This window comes from Rouxiella silvae, from assembly GCF_002093625.1.
Classification (GTDB): Bacteria; Pseudomonadota; Gammaproteobacteria; order Enterobacterales; family Enterobacteriaceae; genus Rouxiella; species Rouxiella silvae.
Map to the genome: position 1 here is coordinate 20,036 of NZ_MRWD01000033.1, position 21,731 is coordinate 41,766.

The following is a 21,731-nucleotide window of genomic DNA, read 5'->3' on the forward strand; positions in this document are numbered from 1 at the left end:
TTTTCTCCTGCTTGTTAGGGTATGTATTGACTTTACCTCCCTATTCAGTTTTTGATAATGGTGACGAAAACTGATTGTCTATTCGGAAAAGCTGAATAATATGGGCAAGCTAGAAGACATGGCACTGCTGGTTGAAGTGGTGGAGGCTGGGGGACTGGCCGCGGCTGGCAGAAGAATGAATCTGTCGGCGGCCACGATGACTGCGCGTTTAAAAGCACTTGAGGAGCGTTATCAGACACGTTTATTTAATCGCTCAACGCGCTCGATTGCGCTGACCCGCGCAGGTGAAGAGTTTTATCATTCTGCCCTGCGTGTGCTGGAGGAAATGACTCAGGCGGAGGCCAAACTCACCCAAAAAGAGGGCATTCTGAGTGGAAGCTTGCGTATCTCAGCCCCCTCGGACTTTGGCCGCCAATATCTCTCGCCCGCGTTGCTTGATTTTTCGCGGCTGCATCCCGAGGTGAAAAGTTCAGTATATTTAAGCGAGCAGGTGGTTGACTTAATTGCCCACCGGTTAGACATGAGCGTGCGCTTCGGGAATTTACCCGACAGCAATCTAGTAACGCGATTTATTAAAAATAATCATAGGGTTATAGTCGCTTCTCCGGCTTATCTTGAAAAGAACAGCCCGATCGAGCGGCCTCAGGATTTACTTCAACATCGGTGTTTAGCATTAGAAAGTCGTGGCACATTGCTCAATGAATGGCGATTCGAAATAGACGGTGAAGAACACATTTTGCGTGTTCCAACGGTAATGGTGTGCGATGACGGCGCGCTGCTGCGTCAATGGGTATTGGCTGGCGCGGGTATCGCCAGCAAGTCGTGGTGGGACGTTAAGCGCGACGTTGAACAGGGGCGTTTAAAAGTGCTGTTTGCTGATACCTATATTGGTTTTAGCCGCCACGATAAAAAACAGGTCGGCCTACAGTTTGTTTACCCTCAGCGCCGTTTCCAGCCGCTGCAGGTTACAACCTTTAGCGAATTTTTTATCAACTGGCTTGAGCAGGAATAGCGCTAGGACTCTGAACTGGCATCAAAGGCCAACCGGGCGCGTTCAACTTCGGGTAAATGATCCATCGTCCAGATATAAAGCGCCTCGAAGGGGGCCTTGAGCGTGCGGCCAAGCGGCGTTATCTCATACTCGACGGCCACCGGAGAAGCAGTAATAACTCGACGTTCGATAATTCCGTTGCGCTGTAGCCGGCGCAGACTCTGAGTGAGGGCCTTCTGCGTAATGCCCTCAATTTCACGTTTAAGCACGTTAAACCTCTGCGGCTTTTCACACAGCGCGGCGAGAATAAGCACCGACCATTTATCAGCTATCTGGTCGAGCAGCAGACGGTGTGGGCAATTGACACCGGTAACGGTGTGCACCTGAGTGGACATAGTGGTTTCCTTAAGTATACCTGGTAGCTTTATAGTGCCTAATTGACACTTAGTATACACGGTATACTATGAACTCCGCTAACCTAAAACGGAGAATTACCTGTGACTACGTCCAATGTAGATGCTTTGTTTAAGCCTTTTCGTTTGAAAAGCCTGACCTTGAAAAACCGAATTGTTATGGCACCGATGACGCGGTCTTTCGCGCCAGACGGCGTTCCGGGAGATAATAACGCGGCCTATTATCAGCGTCGCGCCGAAGGTGAGGTCGGACTGATTCTGTCTGAAGGAACCGTAATCAACCGACCGACCTCAAGAAATGAGCCTAACGTGCCGTTTTTCCACGGCGAGCAGGCGCTGGCAGGCTGGAAAAAAATTATCGATGACGTTCACGCCGCGGGTGGAAAGATGGGACCCCAGCTGTGGCACACCGGTTCAGTGGCCAGCTTTATGACTGACTGGGTGCCCGACGCACCGGTTGAAAGCCCGTCAGGCCTGATAGCGCCTGACCAACCGCGCGGTAATGTGATGAGTGATGAATCCATCGCCGATACCATCGCCGCTTTCGCACAGGCCGCGGCTGATGCAAAACGTCTGGGTTTTGACGTTGCCGAAATCCACGGTGCGCACGGGTATCTGGTCGATCAGTTCTTCTGGTCAGCCACTAATTTGCGTACCGACGTTTACGGCGGGCCAACGCTCAAGCAGCGTTCGCGCTTTGCCGCCGAGGTGGTTAAAGCCATGCGCGAGGCAGTAGGGCCTGACTTCCCACTAATTTTACGTATTAGCCAGTGGAAACAGCAGGACTTTACCGTGCGATTGGCACCGACGCCGGAAGAAATGAGTGACTGGCTGGTGCCATTGGTTGAGGCGGGAGTCGATATTCTTCACTGCTCGCAGCGTCGTTTCTGGGAGCCAGAATTCCCTGAAATTGACGGTGAAAGTGGGCTTAATTTCGCCGGATGGGCGAAAAAACTCACCGGTGCGGCGACTATCAGCGTCGGTTCAGTCGGTCTCTCCGGAGATTTTATGGCGGCCTTTACCGGCGAAGCTTCTCAACCTGCCAGCCTTGATAATCTGATTGAACGTCTGGACCGCAACGAGTTTGACCTGATTGCCGTGGGTCGTGCGCTGTTGAGTGACCCAGACTGGGTAACCAAAGTCCGCACTGGCAACGTTGATGCCCTACAAGGCTTTACCGCTGCGGCATTGGCCGAGCTCGTCTAATCTTTTACGGACCTTGAGCGACTTACTGCTGAGGGTCCGCCTCATTAAACCTGCGCCATCCCTCCGTCGATGCACAGCTCTGAACCGGCGATAAAACTGCTTTCATCCGATGCCAGGAACAGCGCGGCAGCGGCAACTTCGTCGACTTTACCTAAGCGTCCTAGCGGGATTAAATCAGTGAGTGTCTTGCGCACTTCATCCGAAACAGCATCAAACATCGGCGTATCGATGGGGCCGGGACTCAGCGTATTGACTCTAATTCCTTTGCTGGCCAACTCGCGCGTCCAGGTGCGCGAATAGGCACGGACAGCGGCCTTCGACGCACCGTAAGTGGTGTAACCGGCCGATCCGATAAAGCCGGCAATCGAACCAATGAGTACGATTGCCCCGCCTTCGGACATCAGGGGAACAGCACCCTGCACGGTAAACAGTGTGGCGCGAGCATTCAGGCCGAAGGTCCTGTCAAAATGCGCTTCACTGATGGTTTCCAGCGGAGCGTACTCTGAAATACCTGAATTGGGGACCAAAATATCCAGCTTGCCACGAACGGATTTGACGCGCGCAAACAGTCGCTCAAGGTCAGCAGAATTTGTCGCGTCGCCCTGTACAGCTTCGATCCCGTGTCCAATCAGTGAAACGGCTTTGTTCAGCTCTTCCTGTCGGCGACCCATAATAAAAACGTAAGCGCCTTCGAGGACAAAACGCTGGGCAATCGCCAGACCGATGCCACTGTTACCGCCGGTAATCACCGCCGTTTTTCCTGCTAATTTTTGCATTTTGCTACCCGCTGAGTGTGCTTTATATTTGACCTCAGAAGATACACTGCGTATATCTAGTGTCAATTACGCACCGAGTGTAGCCTAGATATATAACAGGAAACCGAGATGGAAAAATCTGTAGACGTTTTGCTCTATGACATTAATGCCACACGGCCGATTTTGGAGCAGATTGCCAATAAGTGGTCAGTACTTATTCTTACTGTGGTTTGCCATCAGCCCTCGCGATTTAATGCGATAAAACGTCGGCTGGATCCGATTACCCACAAAGCACTGACTGAGGCGCTGCGCAGGCTGGAGAGGAATGGGTTAGTGCTTCGACGCGTTATTAACTCTTCTCCGGTAGCGGTTGAATACTCGATTACGCCATTAGGAAGAACGCTACAACAGCCATTTGCGGCGCTGGTTTCATGGGCTTCGCAACACGGGGAGGGGATTACACGGGCACAGGAGGCGTACGATAATCGCGTTATTAACCTTGAGAAATAACGCGATTATTCAAAATATTTCTTCTTTTTAACCCAGATAAGCCGTGCATTTTATTTCGACCAGCAGGTCAGGATGGGCAAGCTCGCTGACGCCAATACAGGTCCAGCAGCAGGTAGCGCGAGGAAAGCGACTGTCCTTTATTTTTCTGAATAGTGGCATATGTTGCGACATGTTCACGTGGTAGCTGGTGATATCAATGACGTTGTCGAAGGTCGCACCTGCCTCACTCAACACCAATGCCAGATTATCCCAACATAGCTGAAACTGTTGCTCGGGGTTTTCAGGAATACGTAATTGATCATCGCGACCGATTTGGCCGGACATCACCAAAAGATTATCAATCAACAGCCCAGGCAAATAGCCTGCTTTGTCGACCACTGAACGCATTTTTTCGGGGACAATTGATTTTTTGGTCATAGACTTTCCTTAGCTAAAGCGCGTTTATTACGAAAATAAGACAATAGCGTGCTGCTTAAAAATGCCAGCTCCATCAGCGTGGCGACGGGTGATGCAGATAAAATATTGTTAACTACCCAGAAGCCGCTGCCGAGAACGGTAAAAATACGCATCCTGGACGGGTGCTTTTGAAAAGCCGCATAGGTGACAAACAGACTTCCAATCAGCGGAAATAAATCCTTCGGCCCCTGCCATACCCAAAGACAGCACAGTATTGAAAGGGCGAGGAACATCCAGCAAAGCGCCTGCCGCGTGCTAAAAATAGCCGTAACATAGCGGCACGCCGCCAGCAGCATCAGCGCTGCGGAAGCGGGCTGACTCAGCAGTGAGAAATGTATCGATAGCAGAAAGGTCGATAGCGCAAGAAGCAATAAAGTCTTTTTACGCGAGAAGTGAAATGCCGACACGTCCAGCACAAAAGAGACGCCAGCGATCAATTGAGAAAGGAGAAAAGGGGTCATGTAAATACCGATATTTTTATTGATAAATATAAAATTTTTCACATTTGTAAATGCGAAATTATTCCACCCGAGTGACATCTGGGTGCTGTTCGCTTGCGGCTTCATGATAAATGTCCCCTAACCAAAGCGGGATCTCCGCTTCGGTCAGTTCGTCGGGAATGATAACTTCGTACAGCCGCGAAAATTTTCTTTCAGTCATATCGACGCGAAACACCTGCCAGCCAGGGGTTGAAGGCTTCACGCCGATGAAACGGCCAAATACGTTATAAATCATCATGGGCTATTTTCTGCTCCAGAAATTTAACAGCGGGGTAACGGTAATGCCGTGAATGAGCACGCTGGCCGTGATAATGGTGAGCGCAAAGTTGGTCATTAACTCGGCGTCTGCACCCTGCATGCCGTGCATGTAGGCATAGGCGATATAGTTCAGGCTGCCTATTCCACGGATCCCAAGCCAGCCAAATAATAAACGCTGCTGGCGTGAATAAGAAGACTTCCAGGTTGAGATATACACCGCCAACGGGCGGATAATAAAGAACAAAATAAAGGCTAAAATAAGTCCCATAGAGTCCCAATGCTGTGCCAGCGTAATGCCCAATACGATAACAATGGCTGCCGCCAGCAGGCGTTCTATCGTATCGCCAAACGATAGCGCATCACCAATCACTAATCCGACGGATTTAAGCGGGCTTCTTGTCTCGATCGCGTGGCGCAAATGAGGATTAACCATCATTTCTGCCGGTGGATTTTCCTCCTGCTCCTCCGCTACTGGGTTTTTCTGCTGCACTCTAAGTTCTGCACTGCGCAACCCGACACCCGCGGCAAAGGCGGCTAAAAATCCAGAGGCATCGACCGCCATGGCCAGTGAAAAACTCAAACAGATTAGCGCAAGCGCGATAAAGTCGCTGGGTGCAACGTCACCTTGAGAATGGCGAAATCGCGTGGCAATCAGGCCAATCAAGCGACCTAAGCCATAACCAATAGCCAGACCGACGACCAATGCCCAGACTACGTCTACCGCCAGCCAGTGTAACCATTTCTCGGTTGACAGCGCGCCGTCGGCGTTGTGCCACAGCAGCGCCAGCATCAGTAATGGCAGGGCGGTACCGTCGTTTAATCCAGCTTCACTAGACAAAGAAAGCCGTAGGCTGTCGTCATCTCGGGCATCATTAATGGCAATCAGGCTGGCTAAAACCGGATCCGTTGGGGCAATAATCGCCGCTAACGCAAGAGAAATTGGCCACGGCAGGCCAGTCAGATAATGAGCTATAGCCATTACGCCAAGCACGGTTAAAATCATACCCGGCATGGCTAATCGGAAACCTATTTTCCAAATATTGGCTCTTAATGGTAGGCGGATTTTCAGTCCGGTGATAAATAGCGACGTCGCGATGGCGATTTCAGTAATACGGCTGACCAACGTCGAGTGCTGCAACACGTCGAGACGCAAAACGTCGAAGCCCCATGGGCCGCAAAGTACGCCTACCAACAGATAAACGCCAAAAATAGGCACCGGTGTGCGGTTTATCCAGCCATACGATAATGACATAAGTAAAAGCAACCCCCCGGTAGCCGCTGTCCAAGCCAGATAATTCATACTTCCCCCTGTAAAATCACTTCAAGAACACCGCAAAATATCGGCGTAAGTTCATACCTAACTCATTATAGGATATATGAAAAATTACTCTCAAAACTTCGCGAAAGGAGCGATGGTAGAGCGGTGATGACGCTGCAAGCCAATAAAAAATTCAGACTAAGTGCATATGTTATTAATTGACATGCATTATGTTGCTCACTATTTTTACTGCTATTGCGCGCTTCGTCCGTTTTTATTTCATTGCGCACCGCTGAGTGAATAACATAGTCAATCCCTCTATTTTTTCATGAGCATGTTTTATGGATTTTCACATTTTTATTGGAAGGGATAACGATGAAAACGTATATTCTAGGGCTTTCCTGTTATTCTCATGATAGTTCTGCGAGCTTAATTTGCGATGGCGAAATTGTTGCCGCCGCTCAGGAGGAGCGTTTTACACGAATAAAACAGGATAAATGTTTCCCACGTAATGCCGTTGCTTTTTGTTTGCGTTTTGCCGGTATATCTCTTGGTGATGTAAAAAAGATTTTTTATTATGAAGATCCCGAGGAGAAATTTAAAAGAATTATGTCAACGGCGTTTACCAGCGGATGGTCAGGGGCGAGATCTTTATTCTTTGATACGCCAGCGTGGCTGCTTGATAAGCTTTACGTGAAAAAGAAGTTGTCTAATGAATTAAAAGAATTTAGCTCTACAATACCCTGCATTGAATATATCAGCCATCATCGTTCTCACGCCGCATCGGCCTTTTTCCCCGCCCCTTTTGAAAAGGCGTTAGTGCTGTGCATTGACGGCGTGGGTGAATGGGATACGACTACCGCTTGGAAAGGGGAGGGCGGAAGATTAACCAAAATTTGGGAAACGCGTTTCCCACACTCTCTTGGCCTATTGTACTCAGCTTTCACCCACTATTGTGGGTTTAAAGTCGACGCTGACGAGGACAAAATAATGGGCCTTGCCCCCTACGGTGAGCCTATTTTTTACGATCAGATTATGTACCATCTTATTCACGTCGCCGATGATGGCAGCTTTACGATGAATATGGACTATTTCGACTATGCAACGGGTGAGAAAATGACCTCGCCACAGTTTGATTCATTATTTGGCGGTCCGCCGCGTGTGCCCGACAGTGAGCTTACGCAGCGTGAATTCAATCTTGCAGCTTCGGTGCAGGCCGTGCTGGAAGAGGTGGTGCTCAGGTTGGCCCGACATTGGCAAGCACAAACTGGATTTAAAACACTTTGCCTGGCAGGCGGAGTGGCGCTGAACTCTGTGGTCAATGGCAGACTGGCACGGGCGGGAATTTTTGAGCGAGTCTGGATCCAACCCGCCTCTGACGACTGTGGTGGCTCGCTCGGCGCTGCGCTGTCGGGATGTTATGAAGTGGTAGGCCAAAAAAGAGTCGTAAATGTCAACGACAGCATGAAAGGCTGCTACCTCGGTCCGGCTTACAGTCGTGACGAAATCCGCGCATTTTTACTCAGTCAGCATTGTGAGTTTACTGAATTCAGCACACACAAACTGTGCAGCAAAGTGGCAGAAATTCTCAGTGAGGGCAATGTCGTGGGGTGGTTTCAAGGACGTATGGAGTTTGGTCCTCGGTCGCTCGGTGCACGCTCAATTTTAGGTGATGCACGTAAGCCAAAAATGCAAAGCCTGATCAATCTTAAAATCAAACATCGTGAATCGTTGCGGCCTTTGGCACCCGCCGTACTGAAACAGCACGCTGGTGAATGGTTTAATGCTGTTAAATCCAGTCCCTATATGCTTTTTGCCCATCCTGTCTGCGAACAAAAGCGTCTTGCTCGGGTCGATTCACCCCCTTTTCAGTCCGGCATTCAAAAACTTTGTGAAGTGCGCTCGCAGATCCCCGCCGTTACTCACGTTGACTGTTCTGCGCGAGTGCAAACGGTGGACGGTGTTTATAACCCGCTGTTTTACCAGCTACTCAGTGCTTTTCACCAGCAAACGGGCTGTCCTCTGCTGGTAAACACCTCTTTTAATATGTACGGAGAACCGATAGTCGAATCACCACATGACGCTTATCGCTGCTTTATGCGCACTGCGATGGACTATCTGGTGCTCGGCAGTTTTTTGCTCAGCAAGCGTAACCAGCCGCAGTGGCGGGAACGAGTCAACTCGACGGACTCTTCACGGGATTAACCGTTACTATTCGTTCGCACAGGAGATAGATTGATATGGAAATTAAAACAATGACTCACCGGGAAGCGATTAATCGCTGCTACGAATTAACGCCTCAGCTACGTGAATACGATGAATTCATGTATATCGGCGTGCGTTGGCTGCCTTATACAATGTTTTTTCATCCTAAAAATTACCACTCAAAGGTGATTAACACCGATAACATGGGCTTTCGCCTCACTCAGTCTCACCGAGGATGGGTATCTCCCGCTGAATTTCCGGATGACGTCGCGGTAAATATTGTTATTGGCGGTTCTACGGCAATGGGAACCGGCGCGACTTCAGACGCTTACACCGTGGCGTCGGTGCTTGCTGAACTTACCGGAGAAATATGGTTGAATTTTGGCGGGCGGGGTTATAACTGCGTTCAGGAAGCGATAATATTTATGCTCAATGAACATAGCCTCAAGAAGATTAACAACGTTATTATTTTGAGTGGTCTCAATACACTCACCCTTGAAGGGTTGCCGGATGAGTATACCACTGAGTATGGTAAATATTATTACTCCTATGAATTCAGTCATTATATGCATAAATATAATCAGAGCCAGAAAGGTGTCTCGAATGCCTGCATTTCAAGTGACGAATCTAAAACGCAAAGAATAATCCCACGTATCACCGAAAAATTTACTGGCTGGCTCGATCAGGTGGATGAACATTCTGTGGAGAAAATATTTACCGACGTTTATATCGATATCGACCAGCGTATTCAGCATGCCGCGCAAATGACCATTGAATCGGCTATTCAAATACAACAGCTTGCCAAAAGCCACAACGCGCGCGTGCATTTCGTTCTTCAACCCCTTTCTCGATGGAGTAAGCAGTATTTTCATCCGTGCGAAGAGGAGATGTTTAATACCGTCGACTACTGTGCCAATAATTTTTGGCGTCTGTTTCAGCGACTGTGCACGCCAAACCTACATGAGAAATATTCTTCACAAATTAGGCAGGGTTGTATTCAGGCCGCATTGCCTTACCACGACATGAACTTGTTAATGCAAAAATCACCTGCCCTGAATGACAATATTTATATTGATCATTTGCATTTAAACGATCTGGGCTATCGAGAAATGGGCAGGCTGATTTACGAATATGTTATTTGACGCCCTCAAGTGCGACATGATGGTCAATATGACGACTTTACCACTTCACTGCACTCTGCTGCCACGCCAGCAAGCGATCGCGTACCGCAAACAGTAGCGTTATCAGGGAAGAAAACAGCAGAGCCATCACAATCAGCGCACCGTACATGTTGGCATACGCCGCCCATCCCTGCGCCCACTGGAGATACCAACCCAGACCGGACTTTACCCCCATCATTTCTGCCGCGACCAGCACAGAAAATGAGGCGCCTAACCCCATAAACAAACCGACAAAAACGTGGGGTAAAGAGGCCGGAATGGCGACCCGAAGGATCAGAAACAGATTGCTGGCGCCCAGCGTTCTGGCCACGTCGTAATAGCGATTATCAACGCTAGATACGCCGGACCAGGTTAATACGGTGACCGGGAACCAGGTCGCCAGTGCAATAAGAAAAATCGCTGCCGAGAAGCTCGATGGGAAGAAATACAGCGACAGCGGCAACAGGGCGGTGGAGGGTACCGGTCCCAAAAAGCGCAGGATCGGATGCACCCAATAGCCCAGCCCACGAGACCAGCCGATGGCAATACCCGTGACAAATCCGCTTAGGCTGCCAAAAATAAAACCTAGCGCCAGCAACCGCAGTGAGTTAAGCACACTGTCGCCAAGGCGATACCAGTCAGTGGCGTAGGCTTCAACCAGCGCACGCGGTGGGGCAAAAAACGGTGCAGGGAGCAGTGCCAGCTTGGCGGTCACCGTTTCCCAAATTGCAATCAACACCGCCAGCGCCACCAGCCAGCGCGCGGAACGTTGCAACGGAGAAAACAGCAAACGCCACTCAAGTGCGCGGCCCAGCAGTGCGGCAACGGTAAGCGCTGCCGCAAATGTAGCGAACAGGCGATGCGTTTCACCGACAAAGCGCGGCGGAGCAAAACCCACCGGCTTGTCGGGCCAGAAAATCATCAGTGCCACCAGCGCCCACCATGCAATGATGGCCAGACCCAATGCAGGCGTAATGTTCTGTTTATTAAGTACAATCACTGGATTCAGTCGGTTTAACGTTTCACTGGACATCGGTGTCCCCTTATCCGCTCATTTTCATATTCATGTGCTCGTGTGACGCGGGCAACAGGTCCGGTACGTAGTGGTCTGCAAACTGCTGCGCGTTGGTGTCGGGTCGAATCACATTAATCAGCTTCAGTTCGTTGACGTAGGTTGCTACCTCACCGCGAAGTTGCTCACCGGTTGAGTGATGATTATGGGTGTGCTCTTTCAGCATGGCGGTGATGTCGTCGACAGGAACATTGCCCGGCACAAATGGCGCAAAGATTTTTGCGGTTTCGGCCGGGTGTTCAGAAGTCCACTGCTGGGCGTCGATAATCGCCTGGGTGATGGCTTTCGCCACCACTGGATTGTCACGCACCAGCGAACCGCGCAGACCCAGCACGCAGCAGGTCATCGAGCTGTATTCGCCGTTCATGTTGTTATCGATTTCCTGAAGGTCGTAGCGGTGTTTAATCAACCATCCCTGTGGGTCATCGCTGGCAATGGCCTGCACTTCTCCTTTGCGCAGCGCTTCGCCAAACAGGTCGGCAGGATACTGCACCCAGTTCACCTGTTTGTCAGGGTCAATGCCCTGTTTCGCCAGTTGAATAGCAAAGAAGTTGCGCAGTGGACTGGCCTGATCGCTGACCGCCACGTTTTTGCCCACCAAATCTCGGACGTTGTTAATGCCCGAGTTTTTCGGCACCAGCAGTCGCATACAGCCGCCGTGCGTGCCTACTGTCAGGTCGACGTCAAAGCCTTGCTCCAGCGGTTTAAGCCAGCGTAATGCCATGCCGATACCGCCGTCTGCCTGGCCGGTAGCAATGGCCTGCAGCAGTGAGTCAGTGGGGCCGCTGAAATTAACCGGCTCGACGTTGAGGCCATATTTTTTGAAAAACCCCTGCTTAAGCGCCACTGAAATAGGCGACTGACACACGGCAGTTTGCCCCCAGGCCAGCTTGACTGTGGTGAGTTTAGCGTCGTCAACTGCCGCACCGTCGGCCCAGGCGGGAAGGGCAGAAGTGAGGCCTAGCCCCGCACCCAAGAGTCCCGCTCGTTGAATAAATACGCGCCGTGAAGAGTCTGTAAATCCTGCCATTATGTGCAACTCCTGTTATTTACCTGCTTTACCCATGAGTCATGAAAACAAACATTATTATCCGTTTGTAAGTCTGTAATTGTTTATTGTCTTTTTGCCGATAATTATAGATCTTTAGATAATGTTGCAGATTAGGCGTGGCGGTTGAAATAACAATAGCGCATTAATATTGCCATCCTTGGCTTATTCATTTTTAGGCTTAGCTTTACCGGTATTAAGCATTTACCTTTATTCTAAAACGCGGAATATTTTATTTGAGAATAACGGCAGACGAGGTAGAGCATGCCATCAGGCGAAACAGTTAATGCAGTCTCAGGTTTAGCGCTGAATATTAATCAGGTCAGTCATGCCTTTTATCTGGAAGGGAAAACCTTACCGGTGCTGGATGACGTTTCTCTCAACGTCGAGCCGGGAGAATTTGTGGCGCTATTGGGGCCTTCTGGTTGTGGAAAGTCCACGCTGCTGCGCCTGGTTGCCGGACTGGATAACCCTATCGACGGCGATATTTTTGAAGATGGACGTCCGCTGCTGCAACCCGATCCCAGCCGAGTGGTGGTGTTTCAAGACCCAACGCTTTACCCGTGGCGCAGCGTGTGGGGCAACGTTTCATTGGGTCTGCAAACACGGGGTAAATTAACTGAAGACGGGCGGCGGCATATTGATAACACCCTGGAAAAGGTGGGGTTAAGCCAGTTTGCCAATGCCTGGCCGCACCAGCTTTCTGGGGGTATGGCGCAGCGAACTGCGCTGGCGAGAGCGTTGGTCAATCATCCCAGGTTGCTTATTCTCGACGAGCCGCTGGGCAAGCTTGACTCCCTGACCCGTATCCGCATGCAGCAGGAATTGGTTGGGCTGTGGCGCGAACAAAAATTTACCACCTTGATGGTCACGCACGACGTTGAGGAGGCATTGCTGATGGCCAATCGGGTGGTGATATTCAGCCCTCGTCCGGCGAGAATTATTGAAACGATAGACGTGCCGTTGCCTTATCCGCGACGTCGCGATGACCCGCGTTTGGTTGAGCTGCGCACGCGAGCGTTACAACTGCTGGGTGCCGACGTTCCCGTTGCCTAATTTTTCTGGAGTTCATTATGACAATTCATAACGCCATTACCGAGCTTGTAGGCAATACGCCATTATTAAGGCTTAACCGTTTTGGCCAGCAGTTTCAATTAAATGTCGACCTGCTTGCCAAGCTGGAATACTTTAATCCAAACCACAGTATTAAAGACCGAATTGCTTTATCCATGATTGAGGCCGCCGAGCGTTCCGGTCAATTAAAACCCGGTGTCACGCTGGTCGATACCACCAGCGGTAATACCGGCATCGGACTGGCGGCCATCGCGGCGGCCAAGGGATATAAGTTTCGCGTTTATTTACACGATAAACTCAGTGCCGAGCGATTCGCTATTCTCAGCGCTTTCGGCGCAGAGATTATTCCCTTTAGCCAGGTCCCTGGTTTTGACAAAATTCTGGAAGACAGTGACGGTGATTTCGTTGCCGCCGCCAAGTGGTTGGCCGAAAACGTCATCCTCAAAGAGCCCAATGTATTCTTCACTTATCAACTTGAAAATCCGGCTAATCCGCAGGCGCACTACCACAGCACAGGCCCGGAAATTTGGCAACAAACTGCCGGACAGGTGGATATCGTTATCGCCTCGGTAGGTACGGGGGGCACGCTGTCAGGTACAGGAAAATACCTCAAACAGCTGAAGCCGGACATTAAGCTGATTGCCGTTGAACCGGGCATTCATTCTATTCCCGACCGAGAAAACCCCGATGCCAAGGAAATTACCGGCGTTCATGCCTTCAGCACCGTTCTGCCCGAGCGCGTTCCCTTGACCTTGGATCGCGAGCTGTTTGATGAAGTCGTGTCGGTCGAAAGTTGGCAAGCGGTGCAGGCGGCCAGAGAAGTGGCGACTACCGACGGCATCCTGATTGGCGAGTCGTCGGGCGCAGTGCTTTATGCGGCACGCGAAATTGCCCGGAGGCCAGAAAATAGGGGCAAGCGCATCGTCACTATACTTGCCGACAGCGGTCTGACTTACCTCTCAACCGGGCTTTATGACCCGCAGCTCAGCATTGAACAAATTAAGGTTCAGGCTTTACTAAAAAGCCGTGCGGCTGAATTCGTTGAGACTCCGTTTTAATGAGTGCCTCTCCCTCATGGCCGCATGAGGGATAAAATAAGAATGCAAAAATACATAATTTTCCGTTCAATTGCCAAAGCTCCCCCTCAACACATCATCCATCATCGCGGTAACTCATTTTCTCTCTTTTTAAGACGTTTTTATGCATTCCTCCTTCTCTCTCTCCCAGAGGCTGGGCCTTCACAAGCTCAATTCCGTGCTGGACGCTCAGCGTACCGCGATGCAAAGCCTCCCTAAACGTGTCACTCACGATACCCTAAAGCAGCTGCACCAGGTCATGACTCAGGGAGAGCGATGGCAGGAAGATGAGGCGTTTTGCCAGACTCTGGAGGGTGTTATGCGCAATGATGAGTTCCGCGAAGAATTCAAGAAAGACACCGGACAGTCCTTGCTTATGAGCGCAAAACATCTGTCTACACCTCAGGCAAAACAGCTGATGTCGTTTATCTCTGCGCAGCTCGCGCCAGATGCTGCTCCCTGCGTAAAAACTGACCTTTCCGTTTCGTCCGGCCAGTCATTGTAGAACGTCATGAAGGACTGCCTGAAACGCCGTTTTTTGCGGTGGAGTATAAGCCTTATATGGAAGTTTCCCTGCCGCCGAGGCGAACCCTCTGCGTATTAGGAAACGAAACGCCAATATCTGTTGAGAAAGGCGATAACGTTTGTGACGCCAGCTTCAGCGTTAAGTAAAATATTTACGCAAAAATGGGCCCCGAATGTCGGGGCCCATTTACTTTGTGGCTTATGTTTACGCATTAGCAGAGAAAATCAGTGCTTGTCTAGAGACCAGGTGGCGCTGTTGACGTTAACCGCCACCGGCAACAGGCCGACATTTTTGAATTTATCCGCTAATACTTGCTGCTCTTTAAACACTTGTGGCGTCATACGCTCGGCGCCAAACGGCATTCTCGCCAGCGCTTTTGCCCAAATACTTTTATCGAGGCCAGTTGATTTAGACAAAATATCGGCAGTTGCATCGGAGTGTGTGTTGGCCCAATCGCTGGTGCTTTTCAATTCATCAATCAGTTTCTCGGCAGTCTGCGGATAGCCTTCGGCAAATTTTCTGCTCGCCAGGAAGAAGGTGTAGTGCGGCACTAATCCCACAGCGTTTTTCAGCTCACGGGCCTTGGCGTTGGTTTCCACTTCGGCCAGGAACGGATCCCAGATAACCCACGCGTCGATAGCGCCGCGCTGGAAGGCAGCACGGGCATCGCTTGGGGCTAAATAGACCGGGGTAATGTCTTTGTAAGTCAGGCCTGCATTTTCCAGCGCGGCTACCAGCAGGTAATTAACGTCTGAGCCTTTGTTAAGCGCCACGCGTTTCCCTTTAAGGTCGGCCACGGTTTTAATGGTCGAGTTCTCCGGTACCACAATGGCTTCGGTTTTCGGACTCGCCGGGGAGTGGGCCAGATACACCAGGTCAGCCTTGGCCGCCTGGGCAATCACCGGGGGGGCATCGCCGGTGGCCGCTAAATCGATACTGCCGACGTTGAGCCCTTCGAGCATCTGCGGACCCGCGGTAAACTCGATCCAATGCACCTCGATACCCTGTTTTTTAAAATCGGCATCCAGCGTGCCGCGATATTTTAACAGCGCGAAAATATTGGCTTTCTGATAGCCAATATTGACCTCTTTCGGCGTGGTTTCAGCCTGCGCCACCTGCACGGTGGAGAGTAAAACGACCGCTGCGATCGCGTTGATCACTAACTTTTTCATGTTTATTTTCCAGGAATTGATATAGCTAAAAGATTGGTCTTTTGGGGAACATAGCAAAAATTGTAATAAGGGTTTAATAGATTAACGGCATAAGTTAGATAAAAGTGGCGTATATGACGCGGCACTACTCGGTCCACACCGCATCGCGCACTTTAATTGCTCGCGGGATCAGTCCTAGCGCATAAAACCGGTCGGCAATTGCCTGCTGGTCACGAATAATTCCCAAATCCATTCTCTGTGCCTGATGGCTGCGCCGCGCTAGCGCGTGGGTGAGTGAGTCGGTCGCCATTCCCAGCTCGGCAGAAAGCAGTGCAGCAGCCTCAAGGCGGTGGCTGTCTATGTAGCGGCCAGTTTGCTCCAGCGCACTCATTACGTGGTGAAGCAGGTCTGCGGAGTGCGCCGCAAAGTCGCGGTGTGCCAGATAAAACTGATGATTATTAACCCGGCCGCTGCCGTTGGCTATTACCCGGAGCTGGCCGCCGCGCTCTGCGTCGCTAAGCAGCGGATCCCACATCATCCATGCATCCACGGCGTGGTGGTCGCTCGGGGTTAACGGGTACTTTGGCGGAGAATAGACCACTCGCACGTCGTCGAGGGTGAGACCTGCTTCGTCCAGAACTTGCACCAGTAGGTAGTGCACATTCGAGCCTTTATTCACCGCAATGCGCTTACCGCGCAGGTCGCCGATGGTCTCTATCGGGCTTTCATTGGCCACCACTAGCGCCACGCTTTGAGGGGCAGCCGGCTCCCAGGCGACGTACAGCATGCGATTGTCATTAGCCTGAGCAAACAGCGGCGGCACTTCGCCGGTGGTACCAAAGTCAATTTCGCCGTTGCTTAGCGCATGTAACAACTGCGGTCCGGCGGGGAATTCACTCCACAAAACGCTGATACCCCGGTTGGAAAAATCGGATTCCAACAGCTGCCTGGCTTTGAGGATGCCGAGATTGCCAAATTTCTGATAGCCGATACGCAGTTCACGCTCGTGCGATGCGAGCGGGGTTCCCCCTCGCTTGCCGTTGACGGCCACACTGCGGCGGGGTTTGATCAATCCGAGATGGCCCAGCTGTGTACGCAGCGTGTTGCGGCTGACGCCGAGCAAAGTGGCGGTTTGCAGCTGATTGCCGCCGCTTAGCTCAAAGGCGTTGCGCACCAGTGCATCAATTACGCGCTGATAAACCTGCTCATCACCCTTTTGCAACTGCTGGCGCATGAACTCGTCAAGCGCCTCTTCGCCAACAGGCAGCGAGTCGGCACCCAGTGGACCAAGGCGCAACTGACGCGGTGTGATTATCGGTTCTTTACTCAGTAGCACCGCGTTATGCAGGGTGTTTTCAAGTTCACGAATGTTGCCCGGCCACGGATACTCCATCAGTGTCAGCAAGGTTTCATCGCTCAGTTGCAGCTGCGGGCGACCCAGGCGACGGGCATAAAGACGCAGAAAATGCTCGGCCAACAGCGGGATATCTTCTCGGCGCTGGCGCAGCGGCGGCAGGGTGACTGCGGCAACGTTTAAACGGTAGTACAGATCCTCGCGAAAGCGCCTCTCACGAATGGCCTGCGCCAAATCGACGTGGGTAGCGGCAATGACCCGCACGTTAACCTTAACGGCGCGATGTGATCCCACGCGCGTGACCTCGCGTTCTTGAAGCACGCGCAGCAGTTTAACCTGTAGCGGCAGACTCAGTTCACCAATCTCGTCGAGCAACAGCGTGCCGCCCTCGGCAGCCTCAAACCAGCCCTGATGACGGTCGCGTGCGCCGGTGAACGCGCCTTTTTCATGACCAAAGAGTTCAGACTCAGCCAGACTTTCTGTCAATGCCCCGCAGTTAACGGCCAGAAACGGTTGCTGCCTGCGCGGGCTGTGGTGATGTAAATAACGCGCAACCACCTCCTTGCCAGTGCCGGTTTCACCGACGATGAGCACCGTGGCATCGGTAGGCGCCAGACGGTCGAGTACAGTCTGAAAAGCTATCGATGCGGGATCGATCAACGTAGGTCCATGACTCTGCATCTTCACTCCAAAAATTAGCCGGGAAAGAGACAATACCGCCGAGCGGGGACTTGGGCGAGAGGGAAAAATCGTGAATTGTTGCGAATGCAGCAGTGACATCGCAGCAGGTGTTGCATTTGCAGCAATTTTTTAGCTGAGGATTATTTTTAATTCATTGAAATATAACAATAATAAAATTCCTGCGCATTGGCACGCTTCCTGCTTTGTTGTTTATAACCAAACTGAAGTTTTTAATCTGTTAAATTCAGATATCGTTATATAGGAAAGTGATAATGAGCCATGCAGCGCAGGACAACATCAACGTATTCTGGTTTTTACCTACTCACGGCGACGGACGCTATCTCGGCACTACCGAAGGAGGCCGTCCCGTTGATTTGCCCTATTTACAACAGGTTGCGCTGGCCGCTGATAATCTCGGCTACTACGGGGTACTGATCCCGACCGGGAAAAGCTGTGAGGATTCGTGGCTGGTAGCGTCGGCCTTGGCACCGATTACCAAAAAACTGCGTTATCTGGTCGCCGTGCGTCCTGGCCTACAGCCGCCGACGCTGGCGGCGCGCATGGCGGCTACCTTAGACCGACTTTCTGAGGGGCGTTTGTTGATTAACGTCGTGACTGGCGGTGACCCCGTTGAGAATAAGGGTGACGGAATTTTCCTCAGCCACGCCGATCGCTACAAAGTGACCCGTGAGTTTCTTGAAGTTTATACACGGCTGCTCAAGGGCGAAAAAGTGGATTTCCACGGTGAGCATATTCGGGTTGAAGGTGCCGAAGTGTTATTCCCACCGGTTCAGGAAAACGGCCCTCCGCTGTATTTCGGTGGATCTTCCGACGAGGCTATCGACGTTGCCGCTGACCAGATTGATACCTATCTGACCTGGGGCGAGCCGGTGGCGCAGGTGGCAGAAAAACTGGCGGTCGTGCGTCAGCGGGCTGAAGAACGCGGCCGCAAACTCAGCTACGGCATTCGCCTGCACGTGATAGTGCGCGAAACCGAAGAGGAAGCCTGGGCCGCGGCAGACCGCCTGATTGCCCATCTTGATGAAGACACTATCGCTGCCGCGCAGAAAATCTTTGCCCGTATGGACTCAACCGGACAAGCCCGCATGAGTGCGCTACACGGCGGTTCGCGAGACGGACTGCGCATAGCTCCCAACCTGTGGGCCGGGGTGGGTCTGGTTCGAGGGGGTGCAGGCACGGCGCTGGTAGGCAATCCGCAGCAGGTCGCCGAGCGTATTCGCGAGTATCAGGCGCTGGGTATAGACAACTTTATTTTCTCCGGTTATCCGCATCTCGAAGAGGCGCATCGTTTCGCCGAGCTGGTGATGCCGCTGCTGCCGCTGGCGACGAACGCAGAAAAGCGTCAGCGCACGGTGAATACCGGACCTTTCGGTGAAACCATCGGCGGCGATCGTCGCCCGGTAAAACAGAATAATAGCCATTAAGGATATAATGATGAGCCATAAAATCAGCAACGATCCTATTCAATTTGCCTACTGGGTGCCCAACGTCTCCGGCGGTTTGGTTATCAGTAATATCCCTCAGCGCACCAGTTGGGACTTTGACTATAACCGCAAGCTGGCGCAAATTGCCGAGCGTGCCGGTTTTGACTATGCGCTAACACAGATTCGCTTCACCGCAGGCTATGGCGCAGACAATCAGCATGAGTCGGTGGCGTTCTCTCACGGACTGCTGGGCGCTACCGAAAAGTTAAAAGTGATCGCCGCGCTGTTGCCAGGCCCTTGGAATCCGACGCTGGCGGCCAAACAGATAGCCACCATCAGTCACCTGACTAACGCACGCATCGCGGTGAATATCGTCAGCGGCTGGTTCCGAGGTGAGTTTAAGGCCATCGGCGAGCCGTGGCTGGATCACGAAGAACGTTATTTGCGTTCCGAAGAGTTCATTCGCTGTCTGCGCGGTATTTGGCAGGACGAAACCTTCAACTTTGCCGGTGATTTTTATCGCTATCGCGACTATGTCATGAAGCCTAAGCCACTCAACCCCTTGCCTGAAATTTTCCAGGGCGGCAGCTCGCGCGCCGCGCGTGATATGGCGGCCCGCGTGTCTGACTGGTACTTCACCAACGGCAACAGCGTGGACGGTATTCGCCAGCAGGTTGAAGACATTGAGCATAAAGCGGCGATTAATCATCATAAGGTGAAGGTCGGGGTTAACGGCTTTGTCATCGCCCGTGAAAGCGAGAAAGAGGCAAAAGAGGTATTGCAGCAAATTATCGACCAGGCAAATCCAGACGCGGTTAAAGGCTTCCAGCATGAGGCGAAAAATGCCGGCAGCGCTTCGCCGGAAGGCGAGGGCAACTGGGCAAAATCTACCCTAGAAGATTTGGTTCAATACAATGATGGTTTTAAAACCAATCTGATCGGTACGCCGCAGCAAATTGCCGAACGCATTATTGCCCTGAAAAATGCTGGTGTAAGCCTGATGCTGCTGGGTTTTCTGCACTTCCAGGAAGAGGTCGAGTTCTTTGGCCGCGAAGTTATGCCGCTGGTGCGTGAGCTGGAGCGTCAGCAGCAGCCGGAGCTGAGTCATGGCTAGTCGGCATATCGTGATTGTCGGCGGTGGATTTTCCGGCACCGCGCTGGCTATTCAACTGGCGCGGCACGGCACTGCCGGGCTTAAGGTGACGGTAATTGAACCTCGCGAGCAGCTCGGGCGCGGGGTGGCCTACGGCACGCGAGACGCTGCGCACCGCATTAATGTTCCCGCCGAACGCATGCACCTTTCAGCCGCCGAAGAGGGAGATTTTGACCGTTGGTTTCGCGCATCACCGGCCTATGAAAAAGATGCCGATGCCCGCTGGTATGACGGAAAAATCTATCCACAGCGTCAACATTTCGGTGCCTACATCGGCGAGCAGTATGCGCTGGTGGCCGCGTCTTCGGCGGTAGTGCTCAGACACGTTCGCGACACTGCCGTCGGCTTCGATAACGGCAGTGTGATTACCGCAAGCGGTCAACGCTATCAGGCCGACGACATTGTGTTGGCCATTAGCCATCCGCCCCCCGCGTTGCCGAATATACTCAAAACGCTGAAAAATAATCCCGCGCTGATCGCCAACCCGTGGCAGGCCGACGCCTTTTCTGCCGTCGCGCCTGACGAACGTATAGCGATTATTGGCAGCGGATTGACTATGTCAGACGTGGTGGCCTCGTTGCATCGTCAGGGGCATCGGGGGTCTATTACTGCATTTTCGCGTCGGGGTCAGCTGCCGCGCCCAAATCTCAGCGGGCAATTTGAACCGCGTGCGCTGGACTACTCCCAGCCGCAGAGTGCCACGGCCCAGGGCTGGCTGCGCCGTATTCGTGATGAAGTGGCGCAAGCCGCCGAACAGAGTTTGCCGTGGCAACTGGTGCTCGATGACATTCGCATCAACGGCCAACGCCTGTGGCAGCAGCTTTCTCTCAAAGAACAGCGACGTTTTCTGCGCCACCTTCGTCCTTGGTGGGACGTACATCGCTATCGTATTGCGCCGCAGGTGAGTGCGGTATTACAGCAGTTGCAGGACGAACAACGTCTGAAGGTCAGAGCCGCGCGTTTAGCCGGTGCCACCGCAGTGGGAAATGAACTGCAACTGACCCTAAAGCCGCGCGGCGCTGAACCTGAGGCACTAACCGTCGACAAAATTATCGTCACCACCGGGCCGGCGCACGGTTCATTGCTCAGCAGTGATGCACTGCTCAGCCAACTGTCAGCGCAGGGACGCATTCAGGCTGACCCGCTAGCACTGGGTATTTGGGTGAATCCGCAGTCGCAAACGTTGAACGGCTCGGGAGAGGCTAATCCGCACCTGCTGGTGGTGGGACCAGCCGCACGAGGCCGTTTTGGCGAGCTGATGGGACTGCCGCAGGTGGCTGAACACGCCGAAAAGTTGGCCCATCAGTTACTTGATAATGCCGCGCATTCTCAGAACGGTCGATGTCCGGCCTCACTAAAAAACTTCTGATTTTTTTCTGATGTCACTCTGATTTTTTTCTGATTTTTACTCGGAACAACACCATTGGATCGGGCGGCCA

At 52.0% G+C, this 21,731-nt stretch carries 21 protein-coding genes; 11 read left to right on the forward strand and 10 right to left on the reverse strand.

Going from position 1 to position 21,731, the window contains the following annotated elements; all coding sequences use genetic code 11:
• Positions 1 to 100 precede the first annotated feature (100 nt).
• On the forward strand, positions 101 to 1,012 hold the full coding sequence (locus BS639_RS14220; RefSeq protein WP_055774072.1) for a LysR family transcriptional regulator: 912 nt from the start codon (positions 101 to 103) through the stop codon (positions 1,010 to 1,012).
• 2 nt (positions 1,013 to 1,014) lie between these two features.
• On the opposite strand, the gene BS639_RS14225 is transcribed toward BS639_RS14220, so the two are convergent.
• The gene (locus BS639_RS14225; RefSeq protein ID WP_055774074.1) at positions 1,015 to 1,386 is read right to left on the reverse strand and encodes a winged helix-turn-helix transcriptional regulator; all 372 of its coding nucleotides are present in this window, start codon (positions 1,384 to 1,386) and stop codon (positions 1,015 to 1,017) included.
• Between the two features lie 102 nt (positions 1,387 to 1,488).
• On the opposite strand from BS639_RS14225, the gene BS639_RS14230 reads away from it, so the two are divergent.
• Positions 1,489 to 2,610, forward strand: a complete 1,122-nt coding sequence (locus BS639_RS14230) for an NADH:flavin oxidoreductase (RefSeq protein ID WP_055774075.1) — start codon at positions 1,489 to 1,491, stop codon at positions 2,608 to 2,610.
• A gap of 44 nt (positions 2,611 to 2,654) precedes the next feature.
• Here the strand turns inward: BS639_RS14230 and BS639_RS14235 are convergent, their stop codons facing one another.
• The gene (locus tag BS639_RS14235; RefSeq protein WP_084983414.1) at positions 2,655 to 3,386 is read right to left on the reverse strand and encodes an SDR family NAD(P)-dependent oxidoreductase; all 732 of its coding nucleotides are present in this window, start codon (positions 3,384 to 3,386) and stop codon (positions 2,655 to 2,657) included.
• 108 nt (positions 3,387 to 3,494) lie between these two features.
• Between BS639_RS14235 and BS639_RS14240 the strand changes: the two genes are divergently transcribed.
• On the forward strand, positions 3,495 to 3,875 hold the full coding sequence (locus tag BS639_RS14240) for a winged helix-turn-helix transcriptional regulator (RefSeq protein WP_055774079.1): 381 nt from the start codon (positions 3,495 to 3,497) through the stop codon (positions 3,873 to 3,875).
• Positions 3,876 to 3,902: 27 nt separating this feature from the next.
• Here the strand turns inward: BS639_RS14240 and BS639_RS14245 are convergent, their stop codons facing one another.
• From BS639_RS14245 to BS639_RS14260, 4 genes are read right to left on the reverse strand one after another with little or no spacing between them, the layout of a single operon-like run.
• The gene (locus BS639_RS14245; RefSeq protein ID WP_055774080.1) at positions 3,903 to 4,292 is read right to left on the reverse strand and encodes a RidA family protein; all 390 of its coding nucleotides are present in this window, start codon (positions 4,290 to 4,292) and stop codon (positions 3,903 to 3,905) included.
• Positions 4,289 to 4,792, reverse strand: a complete 504-nt coding sequence (locus tag BS639_RS14250) for a YgjV family protein (protein ID WP_072156420.1) — start codon at positions 4,790 to 4,792, stop codon at positions 4,289 to 4,291. The genes BS639_RS14245 and BS639_RS14250 overlap by 4 nt, the downstream gene beginning before the upstream one ends.
• Before the next feature lie 58 nt (positions 4,793 to 4,850).
• Positions 4,851 to 5,069, reverse strand: a complete 219-nt coding sequence (locus BS639_RS14255; RefSeq protein ID WP_055774083.1) for a DUF7661 family protein — start codon at positions 5,067 to 5,069, stop codon at positions 4,851 to 4,853.
• 3 nt (positions 5,070 to 5,072) lie between these two features.
• Positions 5,073 to 6,389, reverse strand: a complete 1,317-nt coding sequence (locus BS639_RS14260; protein WP_055774085.1) for a cation:proton antiporter — start codon at positions 6,387 to 6,389, stop codon at positions 5,073 to 5,075.
• A 333-nt stretch (positions 6,390 to 6,722) separates the two neighbouring features.
• Here BS639_RS14260 and BS639_RS14265 point away from each other — a divergent pair, with 333 nt between their 5' ends.
• Complete coding sequence (locus BS639_RS14265) at positions 6,723 to 8,552, forward strand: carbamoyltransferase family protein (RefSeq protein ID WP_084983415.1); 1,830 nt, start codon at positions 6,723 to 6,725, stop codon at positions 8,550 to 8,552.
• Between the two features lie 35 nt (positions 8,553 to 8,587).
• Positions 8,588 to 9,694, forward strand: coding sequence for an SGNH/GDSL hydrolase family protein (locus BS639_RS14270; RefSeq protein WP_084983416.1), 1,107 nt, complete (start codon positions 8,588 to 8,590; stop codon positions 9,692 to 9,694).
• Positions 9,695 to 9,731: 37 nt separating this feature from the next.
• On the opposite strand, the gene BS639_RS14275 is transcribed toward BS639_RS14270, so the two are convergent.
• Positions 9,732 to 10,745: an ABC transporter permease gene (locus tag BS639_RS14275; protein WP_084983417.1), complete on the reverse strand. Its 1,014-nt coding sequence runs from the start codon at positions 10,743 to 10,745 to the stop codon at positions 9,732 to 9,734.
• A 10-nt stretch (positions 10,746 to 10,755) separates the two neighbouring features.
• Complete coding sequence (locus tag BS639_RS14280; protein ID WP_084983418.1) at positions 10,756 to 11,814, reverse strand: ABC transporter substrate-binding protein; 1,059 nt, start codon at positions 11,812 to 11,814, stop codon at positions 10,756 to 10,758.
• Between the two features lie 282 nt (positions 11,815 to 12,096).
• Here BS639_RS14280 and BS639_RS14285 point away from each other — a divergent pair, with 282 nt between their 5' ends.
• The 3 genes from BS639_RS14285 (at position 12,097) to BS639_RS14295 (ending at position 14,487) form a co-directional block, all read left to right on the forward strand.
• On the forward strand, positions 12,097 to 12,888 hold the full coding sequence (locus tag BS639_RS14285; protein WP_084983419.1) for an ABC transporter ATP-binding protein: 792 nt from the start codon (positions 12,097 to 12,099) through the stop codon (positions 12,886 to 12,888).
• A 17-nt stretch (positions 12,889 to 12,905) separates the two neighbouring features.
• The gene (locus BS639_RS14290) at positions 12,906 to 13,964 is read left to right on the forward strand and encodes a PLP-dependent cysteine synthase family protein (protein WP_084983420.1); all 1,059 of its coding nucleotides are present in this window, start codon (positions 12,906 to 12,908) and stop codon (positions 13,962 to 13,964) included.
• 142 nt (positions 13,965 to 14,106) lie between these two features.
• Positions 14,107 to 14,487 (forward strand): hypothetical protein, encoded by a 381-nt coding sequence (locus BS639_RS14295; protein ID WP_084983421.1) that lies wholly within the window; start codon positions 14,107 to 14,109, stop codon positions 14,485 to 14,487.
• Positions 14,488 to 14,732: 245 nt separating this feature from the next.
• Here BS639_RS14295 and BS639_RS14300 read toward each other — a convergent pair whose 3' ends face one another.
• Positions 14,733 to 15,680 (reverse strand): sulfonate ABC transporter substrate-binding protein, encoded by a 948-nt coding sequence (locus BS639_RS14300; protein WP_084983422.1) that lies wholly within the window; start codon positions 15,678 to 15,680, stop codon positions 14,733 to 14,735.
• A 124-nt stretch (positions 15,681 to 15,804) separates the two neighbouring features.
• Positions 15,805 to 17,694, reverse strand: a complete 1,890-nt coding sequence (locus tag BS639_RS14305) for a sigma-54-dependent Fis family transcriptional regulator (protein ID WP_084983423.1) — start codon at positions 17,692 to 17,694, stop codon at positions 15,805 to 15,807.
• A 272-nt stretch (positions 17,695 to 17,966) separates the two neighbouring features.
• Between BS639_RS14305 and ssuD the strand changes: the two genes are divergently transcribed.
• The 3 genes from ssuD to BS639_RS14320 are packed head-to-tail and all read left to right on the forward strand — an operon-like array spanning position 17,967 to position 21,661.
• On the forward strand, positions 17,967 to 19,139 hold the full coding sequence (gene ssuD, locus BS639_RS14310; RefSeq protein ID WP_084983424.1) for an FMNH2-dependent alkanesulfonate monooxygenase: 1,173 nt from the start codon (positions 17,967 to 17,969) through the stop codon (positions 19,137 to 19,139).
• A gap of 10 nt (positions 19,140 to 19,149) precedes the next feature.
• On the forward strand, positions 19,150 to 20,253 hold the full coding sequence (gene sfnG / locus BS639_RS14315; RefSeq protein ID WP_084983425.1) for a dimethylsulfone monooxygenase SfnG: 1,104 nt from the start codon (positions 19,150 to 19,152) through the stop codon (positions 20,251 to 20,253).
• Positions 20,246 to 21,661 carry an FAD/NAD(P)-binding protein gene (locus BS639_RS14320; RefSeq protein WP_084983426.1) on the forward strand — a complete coding sequence of 472 codons (1,416 nt, stop codon included), beginning with the start codon at positions 20,246 to 20,248 and terminating at the stop codon, positions 21,659 to 21,661. Before sfnG ends, BS639_RS14320 begins: the two co-directional genes overlap by 8 nt.
• Positions 21,662 to 21,731 lie beyond the last annotated feature (70 nt).